Genomic DNA, 21720 nt, shown 5'->3' with positions numbered 1-21720 from the left:
CCCGCGCGAGTTCATTCGAGCGTGGGGGAGCATCCGAATTCGCATCCCTGTCCCCTTACTTGATCCCGGTGAAGCTGATGGAGCTGACGATGCGGCGCGCGAACACGGCGAAGAGCGCGAGCATCGGGAGAGCGGCGATGAGCGTGGCCGCCATCAGGCCGGACCAGTCGTAGCCGGTCTGCGGGGTCTGTGCCCGGAACATGGCCAGGGCCACGGTGAGTACGCGCGAACTGTCGCTGTACGACACCATCAGCGGCCAGAAGTAGTCGTTCCAGGAGGTGATGTACGTCAGCACGCCCAGGGTGATCACGGGTGTCGACGCCATCGGCAGCATCACCCGGAAGAAGACCCGGATCCTCCCGGCTCCGTCCAGCAGGGCCGCTTCCTCGACCTCCCGGGGCACGTTCATGAAGAACTGCCTCAGGAAGAACACCGCGAACGGCGTCATGAACATCGTGGGCAGGGCGATGCCCAACAGGTTGTCGATGAGACCGAGTTGCTTGATGAGCACGAAGTTCGGCAGCAGTGTGAAGATCGTGGGCACCATCAGCCCGGCCAGGAACAGACCGAACACCTTGTCCCGGCCGCGCCAGCGCAGCCGGGCGAAGGCGTAGGCGGCCATCGCCGAGAAGAAGATCTGGCAGCCGGTGATCAGGGTCGACACGACGACCGAATTGATCAGATAGCGCCAGAACTTCAGTCCGCCGCCCGCGCCGCCCTGGGCGATCGCCTCCTCGGTGGACTGCAGACCCAGCGCCCGCTCGAAGCCACCGGTCGTCAGGTCGACGGGGAGCGGGTCGCCGGGGTGGGCGGCGAGCGCGGTGTTGGTGGACAGCGCGGTGCGCAGGATCCAGTAGAACGGCAGCAGGGTGACGAGCACGATCGCGGCCATCGCCGCCCAGGCCGCGATCCGCCCCGGGGAAGGGCGGCGCCTGACGGGTCGTACCCGGGTCTGTGTCGTCGGAGCGGTCACAGCAGCCATGCCGGTCTCTCCCTTCTCCTCAGCCGAGGTCGGTCTGGCCGGCCCGGGTGAGCCGGTACTGGATGACGGTGATGGCGCTGAGCACCACCAGCAGGGCGACGGACATGGCGGACGCGTAGCCGAACTGGAAGCGGCCGAAGGCGGCGCCGTAGATGTAGTACTGCAGGACGTTGGTCGCGTTCGCCGGACCGCCCGCGGTCGTCACCGCGACCGTGTCGAACACCTGGAACGAGCCGATCACCGTCATGATCAGAACGACCGCCAGGACCGGCCGCAGCAGCGGCATGGTGATCCGCCAGAACATCCGCCACTCGCTCGCGCCGTCCACCTTGGCTGCCTCGTAGACGTCGCCCGGGATGGCCTGGAGTCCCGCGAAGAGCAGGAGCGCGGTGTATCCGACGTGCCGCCATACGTTGATCAGGGCGATCGTCGGGATCGCCCAGGTCTCGTCGGCCAGGAACGGTATCCGGTCCGCACCGACCGCCGAGATGATCTCGTTGCCGATGCCGAGCTGGGTGTCCAGGATCCAGAGCCAGACGATGCCCGCGACGACGTTGGACATCAGATACGGCGTGAGCACGATCCCCCGCAGCACCGCCGACTGCGTCAGCCGCTGCAGCAGCACCGCGATGGCGAGCGCCGAGACCGTCTGCACCCCGATGTTGATGACCACGTACTCGACGGTGACCGTCAGCGAGTCCCAGAAGATCGGGTCGTTGACCATCCGCACGTAGTTGTCCAGGCCCACCCACTCCGCCGGAGTGAGCAGGTTGAAGCGGGTGAAGCTCAGGTAGATGCCCCGCAGCGTCGGCCAGAGCAGGAAGACGGCGAAGCCCAGCAGCGCCGGTGCGATGAACACCGCGGCGAGCCGCCCGTCCCCCTGGGTCTCGCGGGATGCCGCCCGCCTGGTCCGCTGTTTCGTCCCTGCCCCCGTGGCGTCGCCCAACGGCAGACGCGACGGAGGGCTGCTGGAGGCGATGGTCATCGGGAGACTCCCTCGTCTGCGGCTCGTCCTCGGCCACTTACTTTTGTTGCGGAAGAATCCAACCGTCAAGAGGTGCGTCGGTATCTTCTCCTGGCCGATCCCGTCGCCTTACACTGGCCTGGTTGATTTCGCGGAGAAAGAAATCATGCGGGAAAGAATCGTGTGGGAGCCTGACGACCATGACCCCAGTAGCCGCCAGCTGGCTTCCGCTCAGCCCCGGTGAACGCTCCGTCGCGATCGAGGTTCTGCTCGGCGGACCACTGTCGCGCACCGAACTCGCCGGACGGCTCAACCTGTCCGCGGGCAGCCTCACCCGGCTGACCAAGCCGCTGATCGAGTCGGGCCTCCTCGTCGAGGTCCCCGAGGCGGGCGCCCCGGTCGAGGTGCGTCAGGGCCGCCCGTCCCAGCCGCTGGACGTCGTCGCCGAGTCCCTCTCCTTCGTCGGGTTCAAGATCACCGACGACATGGTCTACGGCGTCGTGACCACGCTCAGGAGCGAGATCGTCGCCCGCCACGACCGGCCCCTCACCACCCACGACCCCGCCGAAGTCGTGGACCTGCTGGGGGAGATGGCCGACGAACTCGCCGGTGACCACCCCCGGCTCGCCGGCATCGGCATCGGCGTGGGCGGTCTCGTGGAGGACCGTGCCGTGGTCGGGGAATCCCCGTTCCTGCACTGGAGCGACGTCCCGCTCGCCGAGTTGGTCGAGGAGCGCACGGGGCTGCCGGTCGTCGTGGAGAATGACGTGGCCGCCCTCGTCGAGGCCGAGACCTGGTTCGGTGCCGGCCGCGGCCTCGACCGCTTCGTCGTGCTCACCATCGGCGCCGGCATCGGCTACGGCCTGGTCCTGGGCGGCAAGCGGGTGCCGTACGCCGAGGAGGACCGCGGTTTCGGGCGGCACTGGATCGTGAACCCCAACGGCCCGCTCACCCCCGACGGTGCGCGCGGCAGCGCCGTCTCACTGCTGACCATCCCCAACATCCGCTACCAGGTGCAGGCCGCCACCGGCCGTGACAGGACGTACGAGGAGATCCTGCGGCTCGCCGCGGCCGGTGAGCCGATGCCCGCCCGGGTGATCGAGGAGGCGGCCCGTGCGCTGGGCACCCTGGTCGCCCAGATCGGCAATTTCGTGCTGCCGCAGAAGATCCTGCTCGCCGGAGAGGGGGTGGGGCTCATGGACGTCGCCGGCAAGACCGTGGCGGAGACCATCCGCGCCCACCGGCACCCGCTCGCGGCGCCGATCGACCTGGAGACCAAGGTGTCCGACTTTCACGACTGGGCACGTGGCGCCGCCGTGCTGGCGATCCAGGTGCTGGTGCTGGGGGCGGTGGACGCCTGAACTCGGCGAGGGGTGTTGACAGATGGACGTGATCAGCAACACGGTCCGATATGCCCGCATTGTGCGAGCTTACTCACAGCGCCTTCACCCCTGGAGCCTTATGCTTCACAGCATGTCCACCACTGTTGAATTCGCCTCCGAGCGATCGGCTGACGAGGTCAACGAGGAGATCCGGGCGCTGTGGCGCCGGTCGGGCGGGACACTGAGCGTCGAGCAGCGCGAGGAGTACCAGCGCCTGGTCCTGGAGTGGGCCGCAGCGGCCCCGCAGTCGGAGAAGGCGGCCTGAGCACTCGCCTCGGCCCGTCCCGAACGCCCTCCTCGGATCACCTCACCACCCGTCGCACCATCCTCACCGGGCACCCCTGAGACCAGGGGTGCCTTTGTCGTGCGGCCGGCCTCAGCCCCACGTCGCCGAGTAGTACCGCCGGTACGCCTTGCGGTCCTGTTCCGCCCGGATGAACCGGGTCGCCGCCAGCGCGACCAGGCTGCCCGCGACCACCAGCAGACCGGGACCGACGTTCTTCGGGTCCGCGAGGCGGGACAGCAGCGTCGAGGCGCCGCTCACCGAGACCGACGAGCCGGGTGAGGCGTCATCGGGCGCGATCGCGCTCTGCGTCGCCGACGGCGCCGGAGAGGCACCCTGACCCGCACCGTTCTGCGCCGTCACGATCAGCTTGACGTCCAGCGCTTGCAGCGCCTTCGTCACCGGCTGGAAGAACGTCGTACCGCCCGCGTTGCAGTCGCCGCTGCCACCCGAGGTCACTCCCAGCGCGACCCCCTCGGAGAACATCGGACCGCCGCTGTCCCCGGGTTCGGCGCACACGTTCGTCTCGATGAGCCCGGTGACCGTCCCCTCGGGGTAGTTGACCGTGGCGTTGAGCCCCGTCACCTCGCCGTCACGCAGCCCGCTCGTACTGCCGCTGCGGAACACCCGCTGTCCGACGGCGGGATCCGCGAAGCCGGTGATCCGCACCCCCTTGCCGTCGCCGATGGACACGACGTCGGCGCCGTCGCCCGCGTCCCCGTTCGCGTACTCCACGAGGGAGAAGTCACCGCCGGGGAAGTTCTGCTGGATCGTCTGGCCGATCTGCTGCTCGCCCCGGTTGTCGGCGAACCACACCGAACCGTTCGGCCCGCAGTGCCCGGCCGTGAGGATGAAGTCGCGTTGTCCGTCGGTGACGTTGAAGCCCGCCGAACAGCGCCCGGCGGTCGACAGCAGCGGCAGCGCGCCGTTGAGCCGTGTGGTGAACGTGCCCTCGGTGCGCTCCATGCGCACGAAGCCCCCGATGTCGCCCGCGACCTGAGTCATCCGGGACCAGTCGGCGGCGGAGACGGTGCTGTCGCCCCGTACCACCACCTCATTGGACTGGTAGTCCATGACCCACGCCGTGCCGGCCACGCGCGGCGCCGAACGCAGCGTGGACGTCGCCGACTTCAGCTCGTCCATGCTGTGGTCGACCATCTTCGCCTCGGCACCGGCCTTGCGCACCTCGGCGGCCGCCTCCTCGTCGGTGACCGCGACGACCGGCTTCCCGCCGGCACCGAGCCAGCTGCCCGCCGTACGGGACGTGCCCAGACGGGAGACGAGACCGCTGCCGGTGTCGGCGGCCGAAGCCGCGTACGTGCGGGGGACGGCGGAGGCGTCCGGTGGTTCGCTCGCCACGGCGCGTGTGACCATCGTTCCTCCGAGGAGGAGTCCGCCGACCGCCGCCAGCCGTGTCACTCGCCGGACGAGACGTCGTCGTGCGTGCCTCATGCATGGCTCCCGAACCAGTACAGCGCGGCGTCAACGCCGCGGGGCCCTCCCGTGGTTGAGCACCCTCACTCCATACGTGGCCCGGGCCGCCCGTGTTCACCGCACAGGTGATCGTTCTTGTGCCCGGGTCCGCCCGAGCACCGCCCAGCTGCGCTCGTCGCCCCATATCGACGCCGGGTCCACGTACGGGCGCAGCAGTGCGGTGAGTGCCGTATCGCCCTGTCCGTTCAGCTCGTCGGAGGCGATCTTGCGGGCGATCCCCGCGAGGAAGTCGGCGAGTTGCACCCGAGGATCGAGCACCGAGTGCACCAGCCGCAGCCCACCGAAGCCGATACCGGCCCGCCGGGCCGTCTCCCCGATCCAGGCGATGCGTTCCGGCGTCAGCATGTTCTGCCGGTCGTGGACGAGCCGCACAGGGCGTCCACCGGCACTCCAGAAGGCGGCCGTGTTCACGATGGCGGGCAGCAGGGGATTGAGGACCGGAATGAGGGTCGGTCCGTCCACCAGTCGCGCCCGATAGGAATCGGCGCGGGCCCGGGACACCGTGAGTCGGTCGAGTGTTCCGGCCAATTCCGTACGGCGATCCGCGCGTCGCAGCGCCTGCACCGTGCGGAAGAACGCGTCGACGGGCTCCTGGGGCGCACCGTCGTTCCTGACCCGCAGCAACTGGTTGGCCGCCGTCAGGAATTCCCGCCAGAGTTCATCGCCGAATTCCCCTCGCCCCGCCCGGTACAGGCCGAGCGCGTCGGCGGCGTCGCCGAGCAGCAGGTCGACGGCCCGGTCCACGACGAAGTACGCCTTCTCGATCAGATGCACCTGGGCGTTCCCATGGATCGGACCGGCGGGCGCGAGCAGCCATTCCAGCACCGCCCGGTGTTTCTCCCGCAGCAGATGGTTCGCCTTGTACTCCGACGCGGGCGAACGAATCCGGTCCCGGACCTGCTGGACACATGCGGCGGCCGATTCCACGGGCAGTCGCACACTGGCGTGCGCGAAGACATCGGTGTTCCCGCCGGTGAGATTCTCACCGTCCGACCCCGACTCGTCGCAGGCCACTTCGAGAAAACCGCGGCGCGGCACCGCCCACGCCGCGTTCTCGCCGTTCCCGGCCACCGCACAGCCCCCTATCTTGTGCCCCATGACCAGGATCCCGCACGAGACGTCCGCAGAACCAAATCCTTTTCGCGCCCTGACCCTGGACCGCCTGCGATGTCGCACGAGCATGAAGTGGCGCACCTACGCCGACGACGTGCTGCCGCTGTGGGTGGCCGAGATGGACGTACCGCTCGCCGAACCGATCGTCCGCGCGGTCACCGACGCCCTCGCCCTCGGCGACACCGGCTACCCGGCGGGCACCGGGTACGCGGAGGCGCTCGCCGGGTTCGCGGACAAGCGGTGGGGCTGGGGCGGGCTCGCCGTGGAGCGGACGGCGATCGTGCCCGACGTGATGCTCGGCGTGGTGGAGATGCTCAAGCTGGTCACCGGTCCGGGCGATCCGGTCGTGGTGAACTCACCGGTGTATCCGCCGTTCCACCAGTTCGTCGAGCACATGGACCGGCAGGTGGTGGAGGCTCCGCTGGGCGTTGACCTGCGCATCGACCTCGACACGTTGGACGCCACCTTCCGGCGGGCGGTCGCGGGCGGCAGGCGCGCCGCCTTCCTGCTGTGCAGCCCCCACAACCCGACCGGCACCGTGCACACCGCGGCGGAACTGTCGGCCGTGGCCGCCCTCGCCGACCGGCACGGCGTGCGCGTCGTCGCCGACGAGATCCACGCACCCCTCACCGCCGACGGCGTCGACTTCGTGCCGTACCTGAGCGTCCCGGGCGGCGGGAGCGGGCTGTCGCTGATGTCCGCGTCGAAGGCCTGGAACCTGGCCGGACTCAAGGCGGCCCTGGCCGTCGCCGGGCCCGCTGCCGCCGCCGACCTGGCCCGCCTGCCCGAAGAGGTCAGCCACGGGCCGAGCCACCTCGGCGTCATCGCCCACACCGCCGCCCTGCGCGACGGCACCGGCTGGCTCGACGCCCTCCTGGCGGGCCTCGACGACAACCGGCGCCTGCTCGCGGACCTCCTGGCCGAGCACCTCCCGGCGATCACCTACCGCCCAGGTGAGGCCACCTACCTGGCCTGGCTCGACTGCCGCGCCCTCGGCCTCGACGAGGACCCGGCGGACGTCTTCCTGCACCGCGGCCGGGTCGCACTGAACTCCGGGATCCCGTTCGGGACCGGCGGCGCGGGGCACGTACGGCTGAACCTGGCGACATCGCCCGAGCTGATCACGGAGGGCGTACGGCGGATGGCCGCGGCACTCGACTGACCGGGCAGGGGTGGGGCGCGACGGCCGGCGTCCCACCCGCTGCCTACACTTCCGGCCATGGACGACACGTCGCTGGAACACCTCGGAGCGGGCAAATACCTGCTCATCACCAGCTACCGCAAGAACGGCACCGGCGTGCCCACCCCGGTCTGGGTGGTCCGCGACGGGGACGCGCTCGGTGTGTGGACGGTCGCCGACTCCTGGAAGGTCAAGCGCGTCCGGGCCCGCGCCGACGTCCTCGTCGGCCCCTGTGACCTGCGCGGCAGGCCCACCGGCGAGTCGGTCCCCGCCACCGCCGAGATCTGCGACGAGGCGACCGGCGCCCGCTACCGCAGGCTCATCGCCCGCAAGTACGGGATCACCGGCCGCCTCACGCTGCTCGGCAGCCGACTGCGCCGTGGTGTGAACGGCACAGTCGGCATCCGGATCACGCTGACGCCCTGATCCGCCTCACCGCGCCCGGACCTACGTCACGGACGGCCGGTGACGTGTCACGGGGCGTCCACCACCGTGCCCGTCAGCACTGGAGTGCCGGGCACCGGCTCACCGGTGTCGTCGCTCATCTGCAGGCGCACCGACTCGGCCGGCTCGGCCACGCCGTCCTTGAGCGTCGGCACCACGAACTCCGTGCTCTTCTCCCCGGCGTCGACGGATGCCCACAAGTACAGACCGTCCACCTTGGACAACGGGCGTTCCGGATCAGGGGAGGCACCGGAGTGGTCCATGAGCCAGCGCGGGTCGACGTCCTTCGTCGACAGCTCCTGGCCACCGGTGACCGGCAGCACGGTGAACGAGCCGCCGATCTCGACATCGGCCACCGCGGACAGGGAGACCCGCCACTTCAGCGGCTTCCCCTCGGCCACTCGGTCGGCGACCGGGCTCACGGAGATCGAGGGCATCGGGTCGTCGTTCTCCGCGGTCACCCCGCCCCGGTGGGAGCCGACCACGGAAGTGCGGACCGCCTTCACGAACACGTCGTGCGCCAGTTCATAGCCGTAGCGCGTGTTGCCCTCGACCTTCACCGGTACGTCGATGCCCTGCGTCCCGGGCCGGACCGTCACCAGCCGGTCCGTGACCTTGCCCGTGACCGGGTCGGCGACGAACAGGCGTACCTGCCCGCTGCCCTGCCCGGAGACCCGCACCGGCACCCGGTAGGTCCTGACGCCCGAGTCACCCTCCTTGACGGTGAGCCGGCCGACGTCGACCCGGGGCAGTGACGCCTCCCGCACGGGAGGCGTGCCCGGCCGCCACGCCCAGGCGTCCATCAGCCAGGCCCGCCCGGACCTCGTGCGCGGCGTCAGCTCCAGGGACTTGACGTGCTTCAGGTCGAGGGCGGCCGCGTCGTCGGCCCCGATCGGGACGCGCACCTCACGCGCCCAGTACGAGGCGGTCCGGTCCGACCCCGGCAGCCCGTCGACCTTGACCCGGCCGAGGGTCCGGTGCCGTCCGGAGACGTCGGTGACGGAGACGTCCAGCTGCGTCCCGGTGGTGTTGGGCGGCACGATGACGCGCAGCGCGAGGGCCTTGGCGCCGGTGAGGGACAGCGGCTGCTGAGGCCGTATCCGTGCCGCGGTTCCCGCCGCCGTCCAGCTCAGCGCGACCGCTCGGCGGCCGGGCTCACGGTCGGTGTCCCACCGCGCGAAGTGCGGTGAGCCCCCGGCCGTCTCCGACGAGAGGCAGGCCTTGGCCGCGGCGGGATCCACCGCCGAGCACAGCCGGGCGCCGCTCACGGCGACCTTGCCGTCCGGCAGGAAGCCGGGACCGCGCTTCGCGCCCACCGCGTGGGTCAGGACGTGCGCGGGACCGGCCGAGGGGGCGCGGCGGCCCGAGCCGTCGAGCAGCGGGCGGACCCGGTCGTCCCCGGCGACGAACAGCCGTGCCGCCGCGGCGATGTAGGTGGCGCCGGCCTTGTGCTGCTGGTCGGCGGTCAGCCGGGTCCTCGTGCCGGGGGAGCAGACCCGGTCGGGCTGCTCCTCGTCGTGCCAGAAGTCGTCGTCGGCGGGCGCCACGGCCTGCCCCGGCGTCCACTCGCTGTTGAAGAAGTTGTGGTTGGCGCCGACCATGTACACGGCGCTGTGCAGCGCGCTGCCCTTGCTCACCCCGCGGGTGCCGTCGACGTACACCTCGCCCTGCAGGTCGGAGACGTCGCCGTCACAACCCGGCAGGATCGTCATCGACGGCACATCGGCGACCGGATTCTGGCCGAAGATCGTCGGGCCGATGAGGACGGTGCCGCGAATGCGCCAGCGCACCGGGCCGTGATAGCCGTCCTGGTCCGCGGGCGGCGCGTAAAGGCTGTCCATCGCGGCCCGGTTGACGCCCTCGCCGCCCCGCGAGTGACCCACCAGAAGCACCCGGGACAGATCGGCCTTGGGCGCCTTGCGTACGGTCTGCGGCGCCGTGGCCGGGTGGGCGGACCAGTCGGCCCAGCGGGCGAGATGCTGCCGGACGAGCGAGGAACGGGCCTGCGCGCCGCCGTCCTCGGCCTGCCAGTCCTGGCCGTTGATGCCGTTGGCGGAGATCGACACCGTCACATAGCCCTGGGAGGCCAGGAGTCGCTGGTCGCGCAGATAGCCGCGGTGGCTCGGCACCGGCTTGGAGCCGGCGGCGCAGGGCCAGTCGCCGGTGATCTCGCCCTGCGGGGTGTAGCAGGTGAAGTGGCGTCCGTGCAGGAAGAGAGCGAACGGACGGCGGCCGTCGGCGTTCTCGGGCGCCACCACCACCGCCCGCATCTCCACCGGCTCGGTGAAACCGGGCAGCCGCACCGGGTCGAGGTCGTACTCGCCCGTGACGGTCCGGTAGGCGCCCGGCTTGCCGGGGTCGACCTGGTTCACCGGCAGCCGCTGCGGGACGGTCACCGCGGAGCGTGCGCCGGACGTGGTGTCGGGTGCGTCCAACCGGCGTCCGGCGGCCCGTACTTCAAGGTCCCGCACGGAATCCAGACGGACCCCGTCGAGGCCCAGCCGGAAGGTGCGCCCGTCCTTCCCGGGGGCGGGACGGCCGAGCAGGCGGTCGCCTGCGTAGAACTCGACCCGGGCATCCCCCATGGGCACACGCTCGTCGGACCGCCACACCAGCTTCCGCGCGGCGCCCTCACCGGTGATGCTCCAGTCGTCCGGCAGACCGGCGCCCTCGTCGACCGGGTCAGCCAACGCCCGTACGCCGGAGGCCGGTTGAGCCTGCGCCCACCCTGGCGACGCCCCCACCACCGCGAGTAACGCCACAGCGGTGACCCATATTCGGGCACGGATCACGTGCCCCTCCTTCCGCTCGCCCCGGGACGGCCCCGGAGCCCTCACTCCGAGAGGACGGCAGGAGATGCTTGTGCGTTGCCTGTGAAGGAAGGGGGTGCGGTGCCGCGTACCATTTCCGGCCGCGCGGTCCGTCTCATCGAGGACTGGGTGACCGGCCGACGGGAAAGGCCACCCCCATGAGCCGAACCCCCCGTCATCGCGCCGCCGTTGTCGGCACCGGCCACCGCGCCCAGACCTTCACCCGGGCCCTCGCCGAACGCCCCGACCACCTGGTCGCCGCCCTCTGCGACCCCAGCCCCACCCGCATGGCCTTCCACAACCGGCTGCTGACCGAGGCCGGCGAACCCCTCGCCACCCAGTGGGAGCCGGACCGCTTCGCCGACCTGCTCGCCAAGGAGGAGATCGACGAGGTCGTCGTCACCACCGTCGACGCCGAGCACGACCGGTACATCGTCCCGGCCCTGAAGGCCGGCTGCCGCGTGGTCACCGAGAAGCCGATGACCGTCGACGCCGACCGCTGCGCCCGCATCCTCGACACGGTCCAAGAGACCGGCAACTCCCTGACCGTAGCCTTCAACTACCGCTTCAACCCGGTGCACGAGAAGGTCCACGCCCTGCTCGCCGAGGGCGCGATCGGCGAGATCCTCTCCGTGCACTTCGAGTGGCTGCTCGACGTACGCCACGGCGCCGACTACTTCCGCCGCTGGCACCGGGAGAAGCGGCACAGCGGCGGTCTGATGGTGCACAAGTCGGGCCACCACTTCGACCTGGTCAACTGGTGGCTCGCCGACGAGCCGAGGGACGTCTTCGGCTACGGGCGGCTCGGCTTCTACGGCCGTGCGGCGGGCGAACGCCACGGGCTGCGCCGGGACTACGACCGCGCCCACGGCGCCGACCGGGCCGCCGACGACCCCTTCGCCCTGGACCTGGCGGCCGACGACACCCTGCGCGCCCTCTACCTCGACGCCGAGCGGGACGACGGCTACGTCCGCGACCGCAACGTCTTCGACGGGCCCGTCACCATCGAGGACGACATGGCCGTCCTGGTGCGGTACGCCAAGGGCACGACGATGACGTACCACCTCACCGCGTACTCCCCGTGGGAGGGCTACCGGGTGATGTTCAACGGAAGCGCCGGACGACTGGAACTCGAAGTCGAGGAGAGCCGCTGGCAGCGGCCCCGGACCACGATCAGCTCGCGCAGCGGGGCGCTGCACGGGGACACGGCGGCCGAGCACGCGGGCGGCGCCAGGCTCACGCTGCGTCCGCTGTGGCGGCCTCCGGTGGACGTTCCGCTCGTGACCGCCCACGAGGCGCACGGCGGGGGAGACCCGCGCATGCTCGACGCCCTCTTCGGCCCCGTCGATCCCGCGCGGTCGGTCGACGCGGATCCGGCCGGGCACCCCACGGCGAGCGAACGCGACGGAGCGCTGGCCCTGGCCGTCGGGCTCGCCGCGAACCAGTGCTTCGAGAGCGGGCGGCCCGTCGACGTACGGGAGTTGCTCCCCGGGATCCGGGACGCCTCAGGCGGTCGGGGACAGGCGGCTCAGGTCCAGGCCCGGTAGGGCTCGTCGACCAGCTGGAACACCGGCTCGCCCCGGACCGGGTCCTTCGCCGTGGACAGCCGGACCCGGTCGCCGCTGTGGATGCCGATGGGCGGGCCCATGACCCGGCCGCGTACGACGAACCCCTCGGCCATCTCGACCAGCGACACGTTGCGCGCGGCGGGGGTGTTGCGGTGCAGCACGGTGGAGTGGCGGACCGTGCCCACGCCCTCACTGCGCTCGGTGCGCAGATCACTGCCCTGACAGACCGGGCACAGCAGCCGGTGGTACATGGCGGTGCCGCACCAGGTGCAGCGCTGGAAGAGCATGGCGTCCGTGTCCGGAGCCGCGGGGTCGAGGAGACCGGCCCCGAAGCCGGCGGTCTGACGAACAACGCTGCCTGAGTGGTGGTACACGCTGGTCAACTCCCTGCGCTCGGCCGGAATCCCGCGTGCTCGGGTCATCCGGGCACGCACGTGCGCGGTTCACCGTGCCACCGCGCACAGCCGCAGCGTATGGCACTCAGTGCCATACGTAAAGGCACTCCGTACCCTGAATCTGGCGGGATCCCGGATCAGTCGCGCCCGAGCGTGGTCTCGATCTCCTGCACGACCCGCCACAGCGGGGCGCCGCGCCGGGACACCACGACCACCACGTCGTCGGGCTCCTCGTCGAGCGCGGGACCCGGGGCGGGAGCGACACCGAAGGCGGACTGCACGTACCCCAGCGCGTGGTCCACCGCGGCGCTCGAGTCGCCCTGCCCGTCCGACCGCAGCCACGAACGCAGCGCGTTGTTGTGCGCCGCGACCACGGCGGCGGCGATCACGTCGGCCTGCAGGGTTCCGTCGCGCCGGCCGGCGAAGCGCTCCCGCAGATACTCGGCCAGGGCGCGCTCGTAGCGCCACACCACCGACAGTTCGTACGCGCGCAGCCCCGGAACCCTCTTGGTGAGCCGGTAACGCTGCACCGAGAAGGCCGGGTTCTCCGCGTACATGCGCAGCACCAGCCGGGCCGCGTCGCACACCCGGCGCACCGGCTCGTGCTCCGCGCCGCTCGTGGCGAGGAAGGCCGTCATGTCGGCCAGGCACCGCTCGTGGTCGGGGAAGACCACGTCCTCCTTGGACGGGAAGTAACGGAAGAACGACCGCCGCCCGACACCGGCCAGCGCCACGATGTCGTCGACCGTCGTCTGCTCGTAGCCCCGCTCGGTGAACAGCTGGAACGCCGCCGCGACCAGGGCCTCCCGCATCGGGGGCTTCGCCGTCGCGGCCTGCGCCTTCTCGCCGCGGCCGGGCGCCGCACTGCTGGAGCTCATGAACGGGAACGTAGCACCAGAGCGAGGCTGATGGCACTCAGTGCGCTGGTGGCGGGGTACTGAGTGCTGCGAGCTCCGTGTCCGTCACCGGTTCCCCGGAGGCGGGAAGGAGCTGCGGGATGCCGTCGATCACCGGATAGCGGCGCCGCAGGCGGGGGTTGTAGAGCGCGGATCCCTGTCCGTCCAGGATCAGCGGGCCCTTGTCGAGCGGGCAGACCAGGATCTTCAGCAACGGGTCGTCGGGCCTCATCGGCGGTTCCCTTCAGGGGCGGGTCGGTCGGTCTGGTGACGGGGCAGGGTCAGTACGACGGCCAGGGCGAGCGCGGTGCCGCCCAGGCACAGGACGAGCCGCAGCGGGTCCTGGGGGAGCGGTTCGCCGAACGCGACCGTGCCGCCCGCCACGCCGAACACACAGGTGACGGTGGTGCACACGGGCACGATCAGCGAGGCCCGGCAGCGCTGCAGGGCGGTCTGCGAGAGCACGAGGCCACAGGCTCCGGTGAGGAGCAGCAGGTAGGGGTAGGGGGAGCGGAGCAGGGCCGGGACGGCGCCGCCGGGCCCCGCGGTGGCGAGCTGTCCCGACACGCCCTTGATCGCGAGCGAGCTCACCCCGTACACCAGCCCGATCGCCACCGCGTACACCACGCCCGTAGGCGCCGCACGGTCGCCGTGCCGCCGGGCGCGGCGCTCGGCCGTGCCGTACAGCCACAGGCCGAGGGCGAGCGTGGGCAGGCACAGGGCGAGCAGGGGGCCGGCCGGAGCGGTGCGGGCGATCGGTTCGGTGCCGTCGTGCAGGGAGGCCAGCATCATCAGCAGCGCCACCCCGATGACGGCGAGACCGCGCCGCTCCCCGGCCGTCAGCCGCTCGCCGAGCACCACCGAGGAGAGCAGGAGCAGCAGCACGAGCCCGGTGACGAACAGCCCTTGGGCGGCCGCGATCGGCAGCACACGGTAGACGGCCAGCTGAGCGGCGAAGCCCAGGGCCAGGGCCACCGCTCCACCGAGCCACAGCGGGCTGCCGGCCAGCAGGAGCACCGCCCGGCCCGGCCGTCCGGCGGACAGCGGCGGCAGCCCGGCCAGCGCCCGTTTCTCCAGCACGAACCCGGTGCTGTACAGGACGTTCGCCAGCAGCGCCGCGGCCACTGCCCACACCATCGCGCTACCTCCGCCGCGCGTGCACGAGGAGGATCGAGGCCACGGACGGCACCTGGCAGGCCAGCCGGTCCAGCGGGCGCAGCGGACGCGGAACCCCGTGGAAGGGCGCGCCCTGAAGCCGTACGACCTCGAACCCGGACGCGGTCACGAACTCCCGAAGCGCACGCGCGGTGAACAGCCGCAGATGGCCCACCACCTGGCTGCCCGGCCGGCCGTGGACCCGGCGCAGGCTCACCTCCGAGAAGACGGGCTGCACACCGCCGAGCAGCAGCGCCCGGTTGTACCAGGCGGCGAGATTCGGCGTGGAGAGCATCAGATGGCCGCCCGGCCGCAGCACCCGGCGCAGCTCGTCGAGGGCACTGTCGGGATTGACGAGATGCTCGACGACCTCACTGAACAGCACCGCGTCCGCGCTGCCGGACGCGAACGGAAGCCCGCCGTCGGACAGTTCGCCCCGCACCACCCCGGGCAGCCGCAGCGCCGCCCGGCGCAGCGCGTCCTGCGACCAGTCGACGCCCACGATCCGGTGCCCGTCCAGGATCCGCGTCGCGACGGCCGCCGCCGAGCCGTCCCCGCACCCCACGTCGAGCACGGTCGCGGGCGCGCGGCCCGGCCGCACGGGCCCGAGCGCGCGGGCCAGCATCCGCGCCTGGAGTCGGCTGCGGACCTCGCCGGAGGCGACCGGGACGGCGGGGTCCTCGTAGAAGTCGCGCAGACCGGGGGCGGGGGCGTGGGCAGGGGCGTGGGCGGTCATGGCGTGCTCCGTGGGCCGTACGTCGTACAGAGGCACTCCTCGAAGAGACGGGCCAGGGCGGCGCCGGCCGCGTCGTCGAGGAGGTCGTGCGACCAGCGCAGCGTCATGTGCAGCCGGCCGCCGGTGGAGGCCGCCGCCAGGCTCAGGCCGCGAGGCATGCGGGCGGGCGCGGAGAACCACACGGCACCGGCCCGCCCCGCATCGCCGAAGTCCAGCGGATACGGCAGCCGCCCGAGGTTGCTGAGCAGCAGGGTCGACGTCCACGGGGCGACGGCCCGTCGCACGCCACGGGTGAGCCCGCCGCGCAGCCCGACCGGAAGCACGGGTGCCGTCAGCAGGGACGCCCCCGGTCCGAGCGGTGCGCGGCGCTGCGCCTTCAGCGCACGGGTGCGCCGCGCGGTGGTGTGCAGCAGCCGGGTCACCGCGGCCGGATCCGGACGCGGGGCCAGGAGCAGCGGCACGTCGGACCGGTCCCGCGGCGTCACCGGCACCTCGACGAGACGTGTCCCGTTCCCGAGGGGCATCGCCAGGTCGCGGGCACGGTCGTCCACGGGCATGGTGATCCGCACCGGGCGGTAGGGCCCGCCGTGGGAGTGGTTCCAGCGGCTCACCATCAGGGAGGCGGCGACCAGGAGCCGGTCGTTGACGGTCCACGGAGCCGCCGGATCCGGTTGTGGCAGCGGCAGTTCCCTCAGCAGCATGCCGTTGGCGGCCGCGCCCGCCCGCGGCGGCCGGGCAACGGTGGACGAGGCCAGCCGTGCGGGCCGGACCCGTCGCACACGGCCGTCCCCGCGCTGTATGACCTGCTCCCGGCGCGGGGGCGAGATCCCTCCCACGGCCGCGCTCTCCCCTCCTCCGTAGAGCGCGGCCGTCGTCGCGAGAACCCGCAGCCCGGTCGGCGCGTCGAGCGCGGTGTGGTGCAGGGTGAGCAGCAGGACGGTCCGTACGCCGTCCAGCGCGACCACCTCCAGCCGCACGGGCGGAGACTGGGACAGCGGCGGGCACAGCGCGAGCGCCCGGGACCGCGCGCGGGCCAGCGCGTCGCGCCCCGGCCCGGCGAAACTCACCGGGTCCACGTCGGGCGTGCCCGTCAGCTCCCACTCGTAGGACCGCCGGTACCAGCGGTGCGGCGCCTGGCGTACGAGGATCCGGGAGTGGACGAGCAGGGCCCGGTGGAACGCCTCCTGCAGTCGCCGCGGGTTCGGCCGGCCGGGCAGATGGACCTCGATGTGGACCGTCTCCGGCTCGTCGTCGCGGAGGATGTGCCGGGACACCTCGTCGACGGTCGGGAACGCCAGCCGTGCCGACACCGGAGCCCTGCCACGCCCGACACGGGGCTCCACCGGAGGTGCGCTCACCGCGCACCACCCCTCCCGCCGAAGCGGGTTCTCGGCCCGCCCGTGCCGCTCGTCACCACGGCCGCGGCCAGGGCCACGAGCGCCAGCACCTGCGCGATGGCGCCGAACGCCCCGAGATCCGCGGCGACCGGCGCGCCCGCCCCCGTGGCCGCCGCGATGCCCGCCCCCGCCATGGCCACCGCCGCGACCGGCACCAGGGCGCCGGGCCGTACCCGGGCGACCACCGCGAGCACGGGCACCACCAGAGCGAGGGGCCCCGCCACCAGCGCCAGGACGACAGTAAGCGCCACAGTGCCGAGAACCGGACCCGGGGCAGGCGGAACTCCTGTGTCCCCGGCGGCGTTTCGAGCCGCACGGTGCCGGCCGGCGAAGGCGAGGGCCACGAGCGCGGCGACACCGACCGCCCCGCCGATCAGCCCGGCGCGGTACAGCCCGGCGGGCTCGTACTCCATGCGCACGGTCCCGGACTTCCCGGCCGGGATCAGCCAGGCCTGCTGCCAGCCGTCGAGCCGGACCGGGGTGAGCTCCTCACCGTTGAGCGTGGCCTTCCAGCCGTCGTTGAGGTTCTCGTAGGTCCGCAGGTAGGCCGCCGCGCCCGACCCGGCGGACACGGAGACCTCCCGGCTGTCGCCGGCCCACTCCCGCACGGTGACCTCACGGCCCGCCGTACCGGAGGCGGCGCGCGGCTCGCCCCGGGACAGCGTGACGTCCGTGACGGCGAGCGGACCGGTGCCGGTGGCCTCCACGCGGTGCCTGCCGAAGGCCAGTTCCACACCGCCCGCCCGCGCCTCGTCCCCGCAGAGCTCCACCTTCACCGGCCGACGCTCCGTCAGATCACGGACCTGGCCGGACGCCTTCGTCGGGTGGAGCATGCCGTCGACGTCGAGCGCCGGGCCCTGCCCGCACGGCAGCGAGAAGCGGGCGTCCGGCCCGGGCCGCTGGACTCGCAGGTCGGCCAGCGCGGGCACGTACACCTCGCTGAGGCCCACCGGGAGTTGGAGCCGCTCGTCGGCCACGGGGTTGTAGAGGGTCAGCGGCGCGGTCCTGGTGACCGTGATGTCGAGGCGGTCCGTGGTGATCGCCTCGAACCGCGCCAGTCCGTCGGCGTCCACCTCGGCCGTCGCCGTGCCGTGCGGCGAGCTGATCCGCACCTCCTGGGGACGGGAGGACAGGCCGCCCGCCGCCCCGAAGACGATCTCGTCGATCTTCTTCCGCCCGGGCCAGCTCAGATGGATCACGGGCCGGTCCCCGGCGATCCAGGCGGTCGTCAGGTCGCCGTCGACCAGGTTCCGCGCGCCGAGCGCGGTCCCGTCGCGGCTCGTGGAGTCGGCGGACGCGGTGATCCTCTGGCGCTGCTGCGGCGCGACGCGGTCCAGCAGGCGGTCCAGTTCGTCGCCGGGTACGGCCACGGCCCGGGCGGACACGTCGTACGCGCTCGTGTCGCCCCGGGTGTGGAACTGCCGGTGCAGTCCCGCCTCCGTGGAGCCCGGAGCGAGCCCGCCCGGGTCGGTGCCGCGGTGCAGCGAGTACACCTGCGCGTCGGCGTCGATGCGCTCGGCGTCGGTCGGCAGGGCCAGCAGCCGGGTCACCCGCACGCCCGGCACGGACACCTCGGAGAATCCGGCGCCCGACAGCCCCGGGCGCGCCGACTCGGCGTCCAGGATCTCGACCTTCAGCCACTTCGCCCGGCCCTCGGGCGCGCGGACCGACTGCCGCTCACCGTCCGGCCGCAGGGTGCTGTCGACCGAACCCCGGTCCGTCTCGATCCGCACCCGGGTGGGGGCGGGCCGCGTGGCGTCCGCGGGCAGTGGGGTCAGTTGGAGTGCCGAGGGGACATCGGTCGGCCGGGCGAAGCCCACCCGCAGCCACTGGCTGGAGGGTTCGCCGGGGCTGCCTTCGGCCCAGGCGGTGTCCGGATCGCCGTCGAAGGCGTTCACCGGGTCGTACTGCGGCAGATGGAACAGCCAGTTCCCGCTGCTGGACGCGGTCACCGACGCCGCGCCGCGCAGGACGGCCGTCGTCTGATGGTCCACGCCCTGCGTGGGCAGGATCTGCCTCGGTTCCTCGCCCGGGTCCTGGAGGCTGCCGGAGGGGTTCCGCTCGGTAGGCGTGTAGGTGTACGAGGTGTTGGAGTCGACCAGGCCGAAGCGGGTGTCGGCGCGGCGCATTCCATCGGCCTCGGCCTTGACCGCGGGGGCGTCGACGCCGGGATGGGCGTCCCCTGCCAGCACGGCGGGCCGGTCGCGCAGCGCCGGGTCGGCGGAGAGCTGGAGCAGCGCCTCGGGACCGCCGCTCACGACGGCCGTGTCCCCGGCCGCGGCGATGCCGACCTGCCCCGGTCGCCCGGCGGCGCCTTCGGGCTCGTAGATCTCGACCGCCTGGAGACGCGGGTAGAGGCCCTGCACCTGGATGGGCGTGTCGGCGGGGATGCGCCCCGCGGTCACCAGCGGGCCGAATCCTGCGGCCTTGCGATAGCCGGAGGCCTCCAGGGTCCGCCGCACCGTCCGCGGCGGTACATAGCCGATCTGGTCGGGGTCGAGGTCGTTGCGTACGACCACCTCGTGCAGTCCCGCCCGCGCCAGATACGCCCGCAGGCCCGGCACCTCACCACCCGTCAGCAGCGCCTGCTCGACCGCGTCCATGGCCCGGCGCGAGCCCGCGGTGCCGAACGGCACGAAGTCCCGCTGCGCCCACCGGGTCTTCGCCAGCACGTCGAAGGGCTGGTCGATGGGGGAGCCCCAGGTGTGGATGCCGTGCGCGGTGGCCGGTACGACGAGCGCACGACTGTCCGCGGCGTGCTCGTCCAGCCAGTCGGCGGCCTGCTCCCAGTGGGCGGGCAGCTTGGTGAACGCGCCCGGCTGCAGGATGGTGCCGTTCGCGTACGGCCAGGCCAGGCCCGGCAGCACGAGCAGCGCGGCGATCACCGGGACATGGCGTCGGCCGTACGGCGCCCGGGTGCCCCGGCGCTCGGCGAGCACCGCCGTCAGGTGTGCCAGGCCCAGGGCGAGTGCGAGGGCGAGTCCCGGCTGGAACTTGTAGATGTTGCGGAACGGCCGCAGGGTGCCGTCGAGCCAGCCCTGCACGGTGTCGTGGAAGGGCGCGCCGAGGGCGCCGCCGTATCCGGCGAGGGCGACCAGCGCCACCGCCAGCACGATCAGCAGCAGCCAGCGCCGCTCGGGGATGTCCCGGCGGGCCAGTCCCGCGAGGCCCAGGGCGGCCGCGAACGCCGAGCCCAGCACGGTGACCACGGAAGCGGCGACGGTCCAGCCCGCCGGCAGCCAGGCCTCACCGAAGTGGAGGTACGCCACCCAGTTGCCCGCCCCGCGCAGCAGTTCGGTCGCGGACATGGTGGCGGTGGTGGTGTCCGCCTGCTCGACGTACGGCATGAAGTCCTCGCCGTAGAAGCGCAGCAGCAGCAACGGCACCGTCCACCAGGCGGTCGCCAGCACCACGCCGGGCAGCCACCAGGCGAGCAGCGTGCGACGGCGGGGGCCCTTCGGGCGGCTGAGCAGGTACAGGCCGACTGGCAGGAGTGAGGCGAGAGTTGAGGCCGCGTTCACTCCGCCCATGCACGGCACGAGCAGCGCCGAGCGGGCGGCGGCGATCCGTGGGCTCAGCGTCGCGGAGGTCAGCGGCAGCAGTACCCAGGGCAGCAGGGCGCCGGGCAGCGCGGCGGCGGACGTGGAGCCGACGACGACGGTGAAGGTGGGCCACAGGGCATAGGCCACCGCGCCCAGCAGCCGGGTCCGGGACGAACCGACACCGAGCCGCTCCGCCAGCCGCAGCGCACCCCAGAACGCCGTGGTCACGACGATCGACAGCCACAGCCGCTCCGCCAGCCACACCGGCAGGTGCGCCAGGTCCGTCAGGGCGTAGTACGGCAGCATCGGAAAGGCGTAACCGACGTACTGGTCGGAGATGCCGCCGAAGCCCGCCCGGTCGTGCCACAGCCTGCCGAGGTCGCCGAGGAACCGCAGCGGATCGGCCGCCACACCGAGCTTCGTCTCGAAGGTCATCCGTCCCGGGGACACCGCGCAGAACGCGGTCAGGACCGCTGCCCAGAACCCGAACAGCAGGCGTCGCCCGTGCCGTTGGACGGGCGCGGCGGTCGGTGCGGGTGCTGGCGCGGCGTGCGCGGGAGCCTGGACGGTGGTGCTCATGAACGTGCCTCGCTGGGACGTGCCTGGGTGCCGACGGGCGTCTCCGGGGCTCCGGTGCGGCGCAGGATCAGCAGGAGATTCCAGGTGGCGAACTCCCTCAGCCCGGGGATCCGGGTGACGGCGCTCGGGAGGACGGGCCAGTAGCGGGAGCGGGCCGAGACGACGCGTACGTCCTCGCGGGCGCGCACCTGCCGCAGGGTGGGCCCGATGTGGACGGGGAAGAGGTTCTCGCCGACGGTGTGCTTGGCCTCGCGGCCGGTCCGTCGCCGGTGGCGCTCGCGTGCCCGGCTTGCTCCGAGGTAGTGCCAGGGCGCCATCTCGTGGCCGCCCCACGGGGAGAGCCAGTTGGTGAAGGAGACGTAGACCAGCCCGCCGGGCCGGGTCACCCGGACCAGCTCGCTGAGGAAGGTCTGCGGGTCGGCCACGTGCTCCAGGACGTTCGAGGTGAAGCACACGTCCGCGACCGCGTCGGGCACCGGCAGCAGGTAGCCGTCGGCGACCACCGCGCCCTGCGGCGGGCGACCTCGCGCTCCCAGCTCGCGCGGGTCGGGCTCGAAGAGGTAGGCGTGGGCGCCCCGGCGGCGGAACTCCTCGGTGAAGTGCCCCGGGCCGCCGCCGACGTCGAGGACGATCCGGCCGCGCAGGTCCGTGTGGCGTGCCACCTGGGCGACCGCGTCGCGGGCCAGCAGGGAGTAGCAGCGGTCGGGGTCGGTCCGCTCCCGCAGGAAGGCTCGGAACAGCGTGAGCGATCTGCGCAGGGAGGGGTCTCTGAGGGGGCGTTCGACGGCCTCAGTCATGTG

At 72.5% G+C, this 21720-nt stretch carries 18 protein-coding genes; 5 read left to right on the top strand and 13 right to left on the bottom strand.

Annotated elements, in window-relative coordinates:
- Positions 1–55: 55 nt before the first annotated feature.
- Both EJ357_RS02730 and EJ357_RS02725 read right to left on the bottom strand, forming a co-directional pair.
- A complete protein-coding gene (locus tag EJ357_RS02730) occupies positions 56–982 on the bottom strand; it encodes a carbohydrate ABC transporter permease (protein WP_126388225.1) in 927 nt (308 codons plus the stop codon).
- Positions 983–1001: 19 nt separating this feature from the next.
- Positions 1002–1967, bottom strand: a complete 966-nt coding sequence (locus EJ357_RS02725; RefSeq protein ID WP_126388223.1) for a carbohydrate ABC transporter permease — start codon at positions 1965–1967, stop codon at positions 1002–1004.
- A gap of 179 nt (positions 1968–2146) precedes the next feature.
- Here EJ357_RS02725 and EJ357_RS02720 point away from each other — a divergent pair, with 179 nt between their 5' ends.
- Positions 2147–3307 carry an ROK family transcriptional regulator gene (locus tag EJ357_RS02720; RefSeq protein ID WP_175647289.1) on the top strand — a complete coding sequence of 387 codons (1161 nt, stop codon included), beginning with the start codon at positions 2147–2149 and terminating at the stop codon, positions 3305–3307.
- 100 nt (positions 3308–3407) lie between these two features.
- Complete coding sequence (locus EJ357_RS02715) at positions 3408–3593, top strand: hypothetical protein (RefSeq protein ID WP_126388221.1); 186 nt, start codon at positions 3408–3410, stop codon at positions 3591–3593.
- A gap of 111 nt (positions 3594–3704) precedes the next feature.
- On the opposite strand, the gene EJ357_RS02710 is transcribed toward EJ357_RS02715, so the two are convergent.
- Together EJ357_RS02710 and EJ357_RS02705 are read right to left on the bottom strand one after the other, a co-directional pair.
- Positions 3705–5063 carry a S1 family peptidase gene (locus EJ357_RS02710; RefSeq protein ID WP_126388219.1) on the bottom strand — a complete coding sequence of 453 codons (1359 nt, stop codon included), beginning with the start codon at positions 5061–5063 and terminating at the stop codon, positions 3705–3707.
- A gap of 96 nt (positions 5064–5159) precedes the next feature.
- The gene (locus tag EJ357_RS02705) at positions 5160–6203 is read right to left on the bottom strand and encodes a hypothetical protein (protein WP_228472931.1); all 1044 of its coding nucleotides are present in this window, start codon (positions 6201–6203) and stop codon (positions 5160–5162) included.
- Here EJ357_RS02705 and EJ357_RS02700 point away from each other — a divergent pair.
- Positions 6202–7380 carry a MalY/PatB family protein gene (locus EJ357_RS02700; protein ID WP_126388217.1) on the top strand — a complete coding sequence of 393 codons (1179 nt, stop codon included), beginning with the start codon at positions 6202–6204 and terminating at the stop codon, positions 7378–7380. The genes EJ357_RS02705 and EJ357_RS02700 overlap by 2 nt on opposite strands.
- A gap of 57 nt (positions 7381–7437) precedes the next feature.
- Positions 7438–7824, top strand: a complete 387-nt coding sequence (locus EJ357_RS02695; protein ID WP_126388215.1) for a PPOX class F420-dependent oxidoreductase — start codon at positions 7438–7440, stop codon at positions 7822–7824.
- 47 nt (positions 7825–7871) lie between these two features.
- On the opposite strand, the gene EJ357_RS02690 is transcribed toward EJ357_RS02695, so the two are convergent.
- On the bottom strand, positions 7872–10634 hold the full coding sequence (locus EJ357_RS02690) for a hypothetical protein (protein WP_126388213.1): 2763 nt from the start codon (positions 10632–10634) through the stop codon (positions 7872–7874).
- Between the two features lie 176 nt (positions 10635–10810).
- Between EJ357_RS02690 and EJ357_RS02685 the strand changes: the two genes are divergently transcribed.
- Positions 10811–12199: a Gfo/Idh/MocA family protein gene (locus EJ357_RS02685; protein WP_126388211.1), complete on the top strand. Its 1389-nt coding sequence runs from the start codon at positions 10811–10813 to the stop codon at positions 12197–12199.
- On the opposite strand, the gene EJ357_RS02680 is transcribed toward EJ357_RS02685, so the two are convergent.
- The 8 genes from EJ357_RS02680 to EJ357_RS02645 all read right to left on the bottom strand — a co-directional run bounded on the left by EJ357_RS02680 (position 12181) and on the right by EJ357_RS02645 (position 21717).
- Positions 12181–12594: a Zn-ribbon domain-containing OB-fold protein gene (locus tag EJ357_RS02680; RefSeq protein WP_126399130.1), complete on the bottom strand. Its 414-nt coding sequence runs from the start codon at positions 12592–12594 to the stop codon at positions 12181–12183. The two genes, EJ357_RS02685 and EJ357_RS02680, sit on opposite strands and share 19 nt — an antisense overlap.
- Positions 12595–12752: 158 nt before the next feature.
- On the bottom strand, positions 12753–13493 hold the full coding sequence (locus tag EJ357_RS02675) for a TetR family transcriptional regulator (protein ID WP_126388209.1): 741 nt from the start codon (positions 13491–13493) through the stop codon (positions 12753–12755).
- A gap of 37 nt (positions 13494–13530) precedes the next feature.
- The gene (locus EJ357_RS02670; RefSeq protein WP_126388207.1) at positions 13531–13743 is read right to left on the bottom strand and encodes a Trm112 family protein; all 213 of its coding nucleotides are present in this window, start codon (positions 13741–13743) and stop codon (positions 13531–13533) included.
- A complete protein-coding gene (locus EJ357_RS02665; protein WP_175647288.1) occupies positions 13740–14648 on the bottom strand; it encodes a DMT family transporter in 909 nt (302 codons plus the stop codon). Before EJ357_RS02665 ends, EJ357_RS02670 begins: the two co-directional genes overlap by 4 nt.
- 4 nt (positions 14649–14652) lie before the next feature.
- Entirely contained in the window at positions 14653–15402 is a 750-nt protein-coding gene (locus EJ357_RS02660) for a class I SAM-dependent methyltransferase (RefSeq protein WP_126388205.1), read from the bottom strand.
- The gene (locus EJ357_RS02655; protein ID WP_228472930.1) at positions 15399–16760 is read right to left on the bottom strand and encodes a condensation protein; all 1362 of its coding nucleotides are present in this window, start codon (positions 16758–16760) and stop codon (positions 15399–15401) included. The genes EJ357_RS02660 and EJ357_RS02655 overlap by 4 nt, the downstream gene beginning before the upstream one ends.
- Positions 16757–20920, bottom strand: coding sequence for an alpha-(1->3)-arabinofuranosyltransferase domain-containing protein (locus tag EJ357_RS02650; RefSeq protein ID WP_126388203.1), 4164 nt, complete (start codon positions 20918–20920; stop codon positions 16757–16759). Before EJ357_RS02650 ends, EJ357_RS02655 begins: the two co-directional genes overlap by 4 nt.
- Positions 20917–21717: a class I SAM-dependent methyltransferase gene (locus EJ357_RS02645; RefSeq protein WP_126388201.1), complete on the bottom strand. Its 801-nt coding sequence runs from the start codon at positions 21715–21717 to the stop codon at positions 20917–20919. Before EJ357_RS02645 ends, EJ357_RS02650 begins: the two co-directional genes overlap by 4 nt.
- Positions 21718–21720 lie beyond the last annotated feature (3 nt).

It is taken from the genome of Streptomyces cyaneochromogenes, assembly GCF_003963535.1.
Taxonomy (GTDB): Bacteria; Actinomycetota; Actinomycetes; order Streptomycetales; family Streptomycetaceae; genus Streptomyces; species Streptomyces shaanxiensis.
The sequence above is the reverse complement of the archived record's forward strand: the minus strand, read 5'-3'. Positions and strand labels throughout refer to the sequence as shown.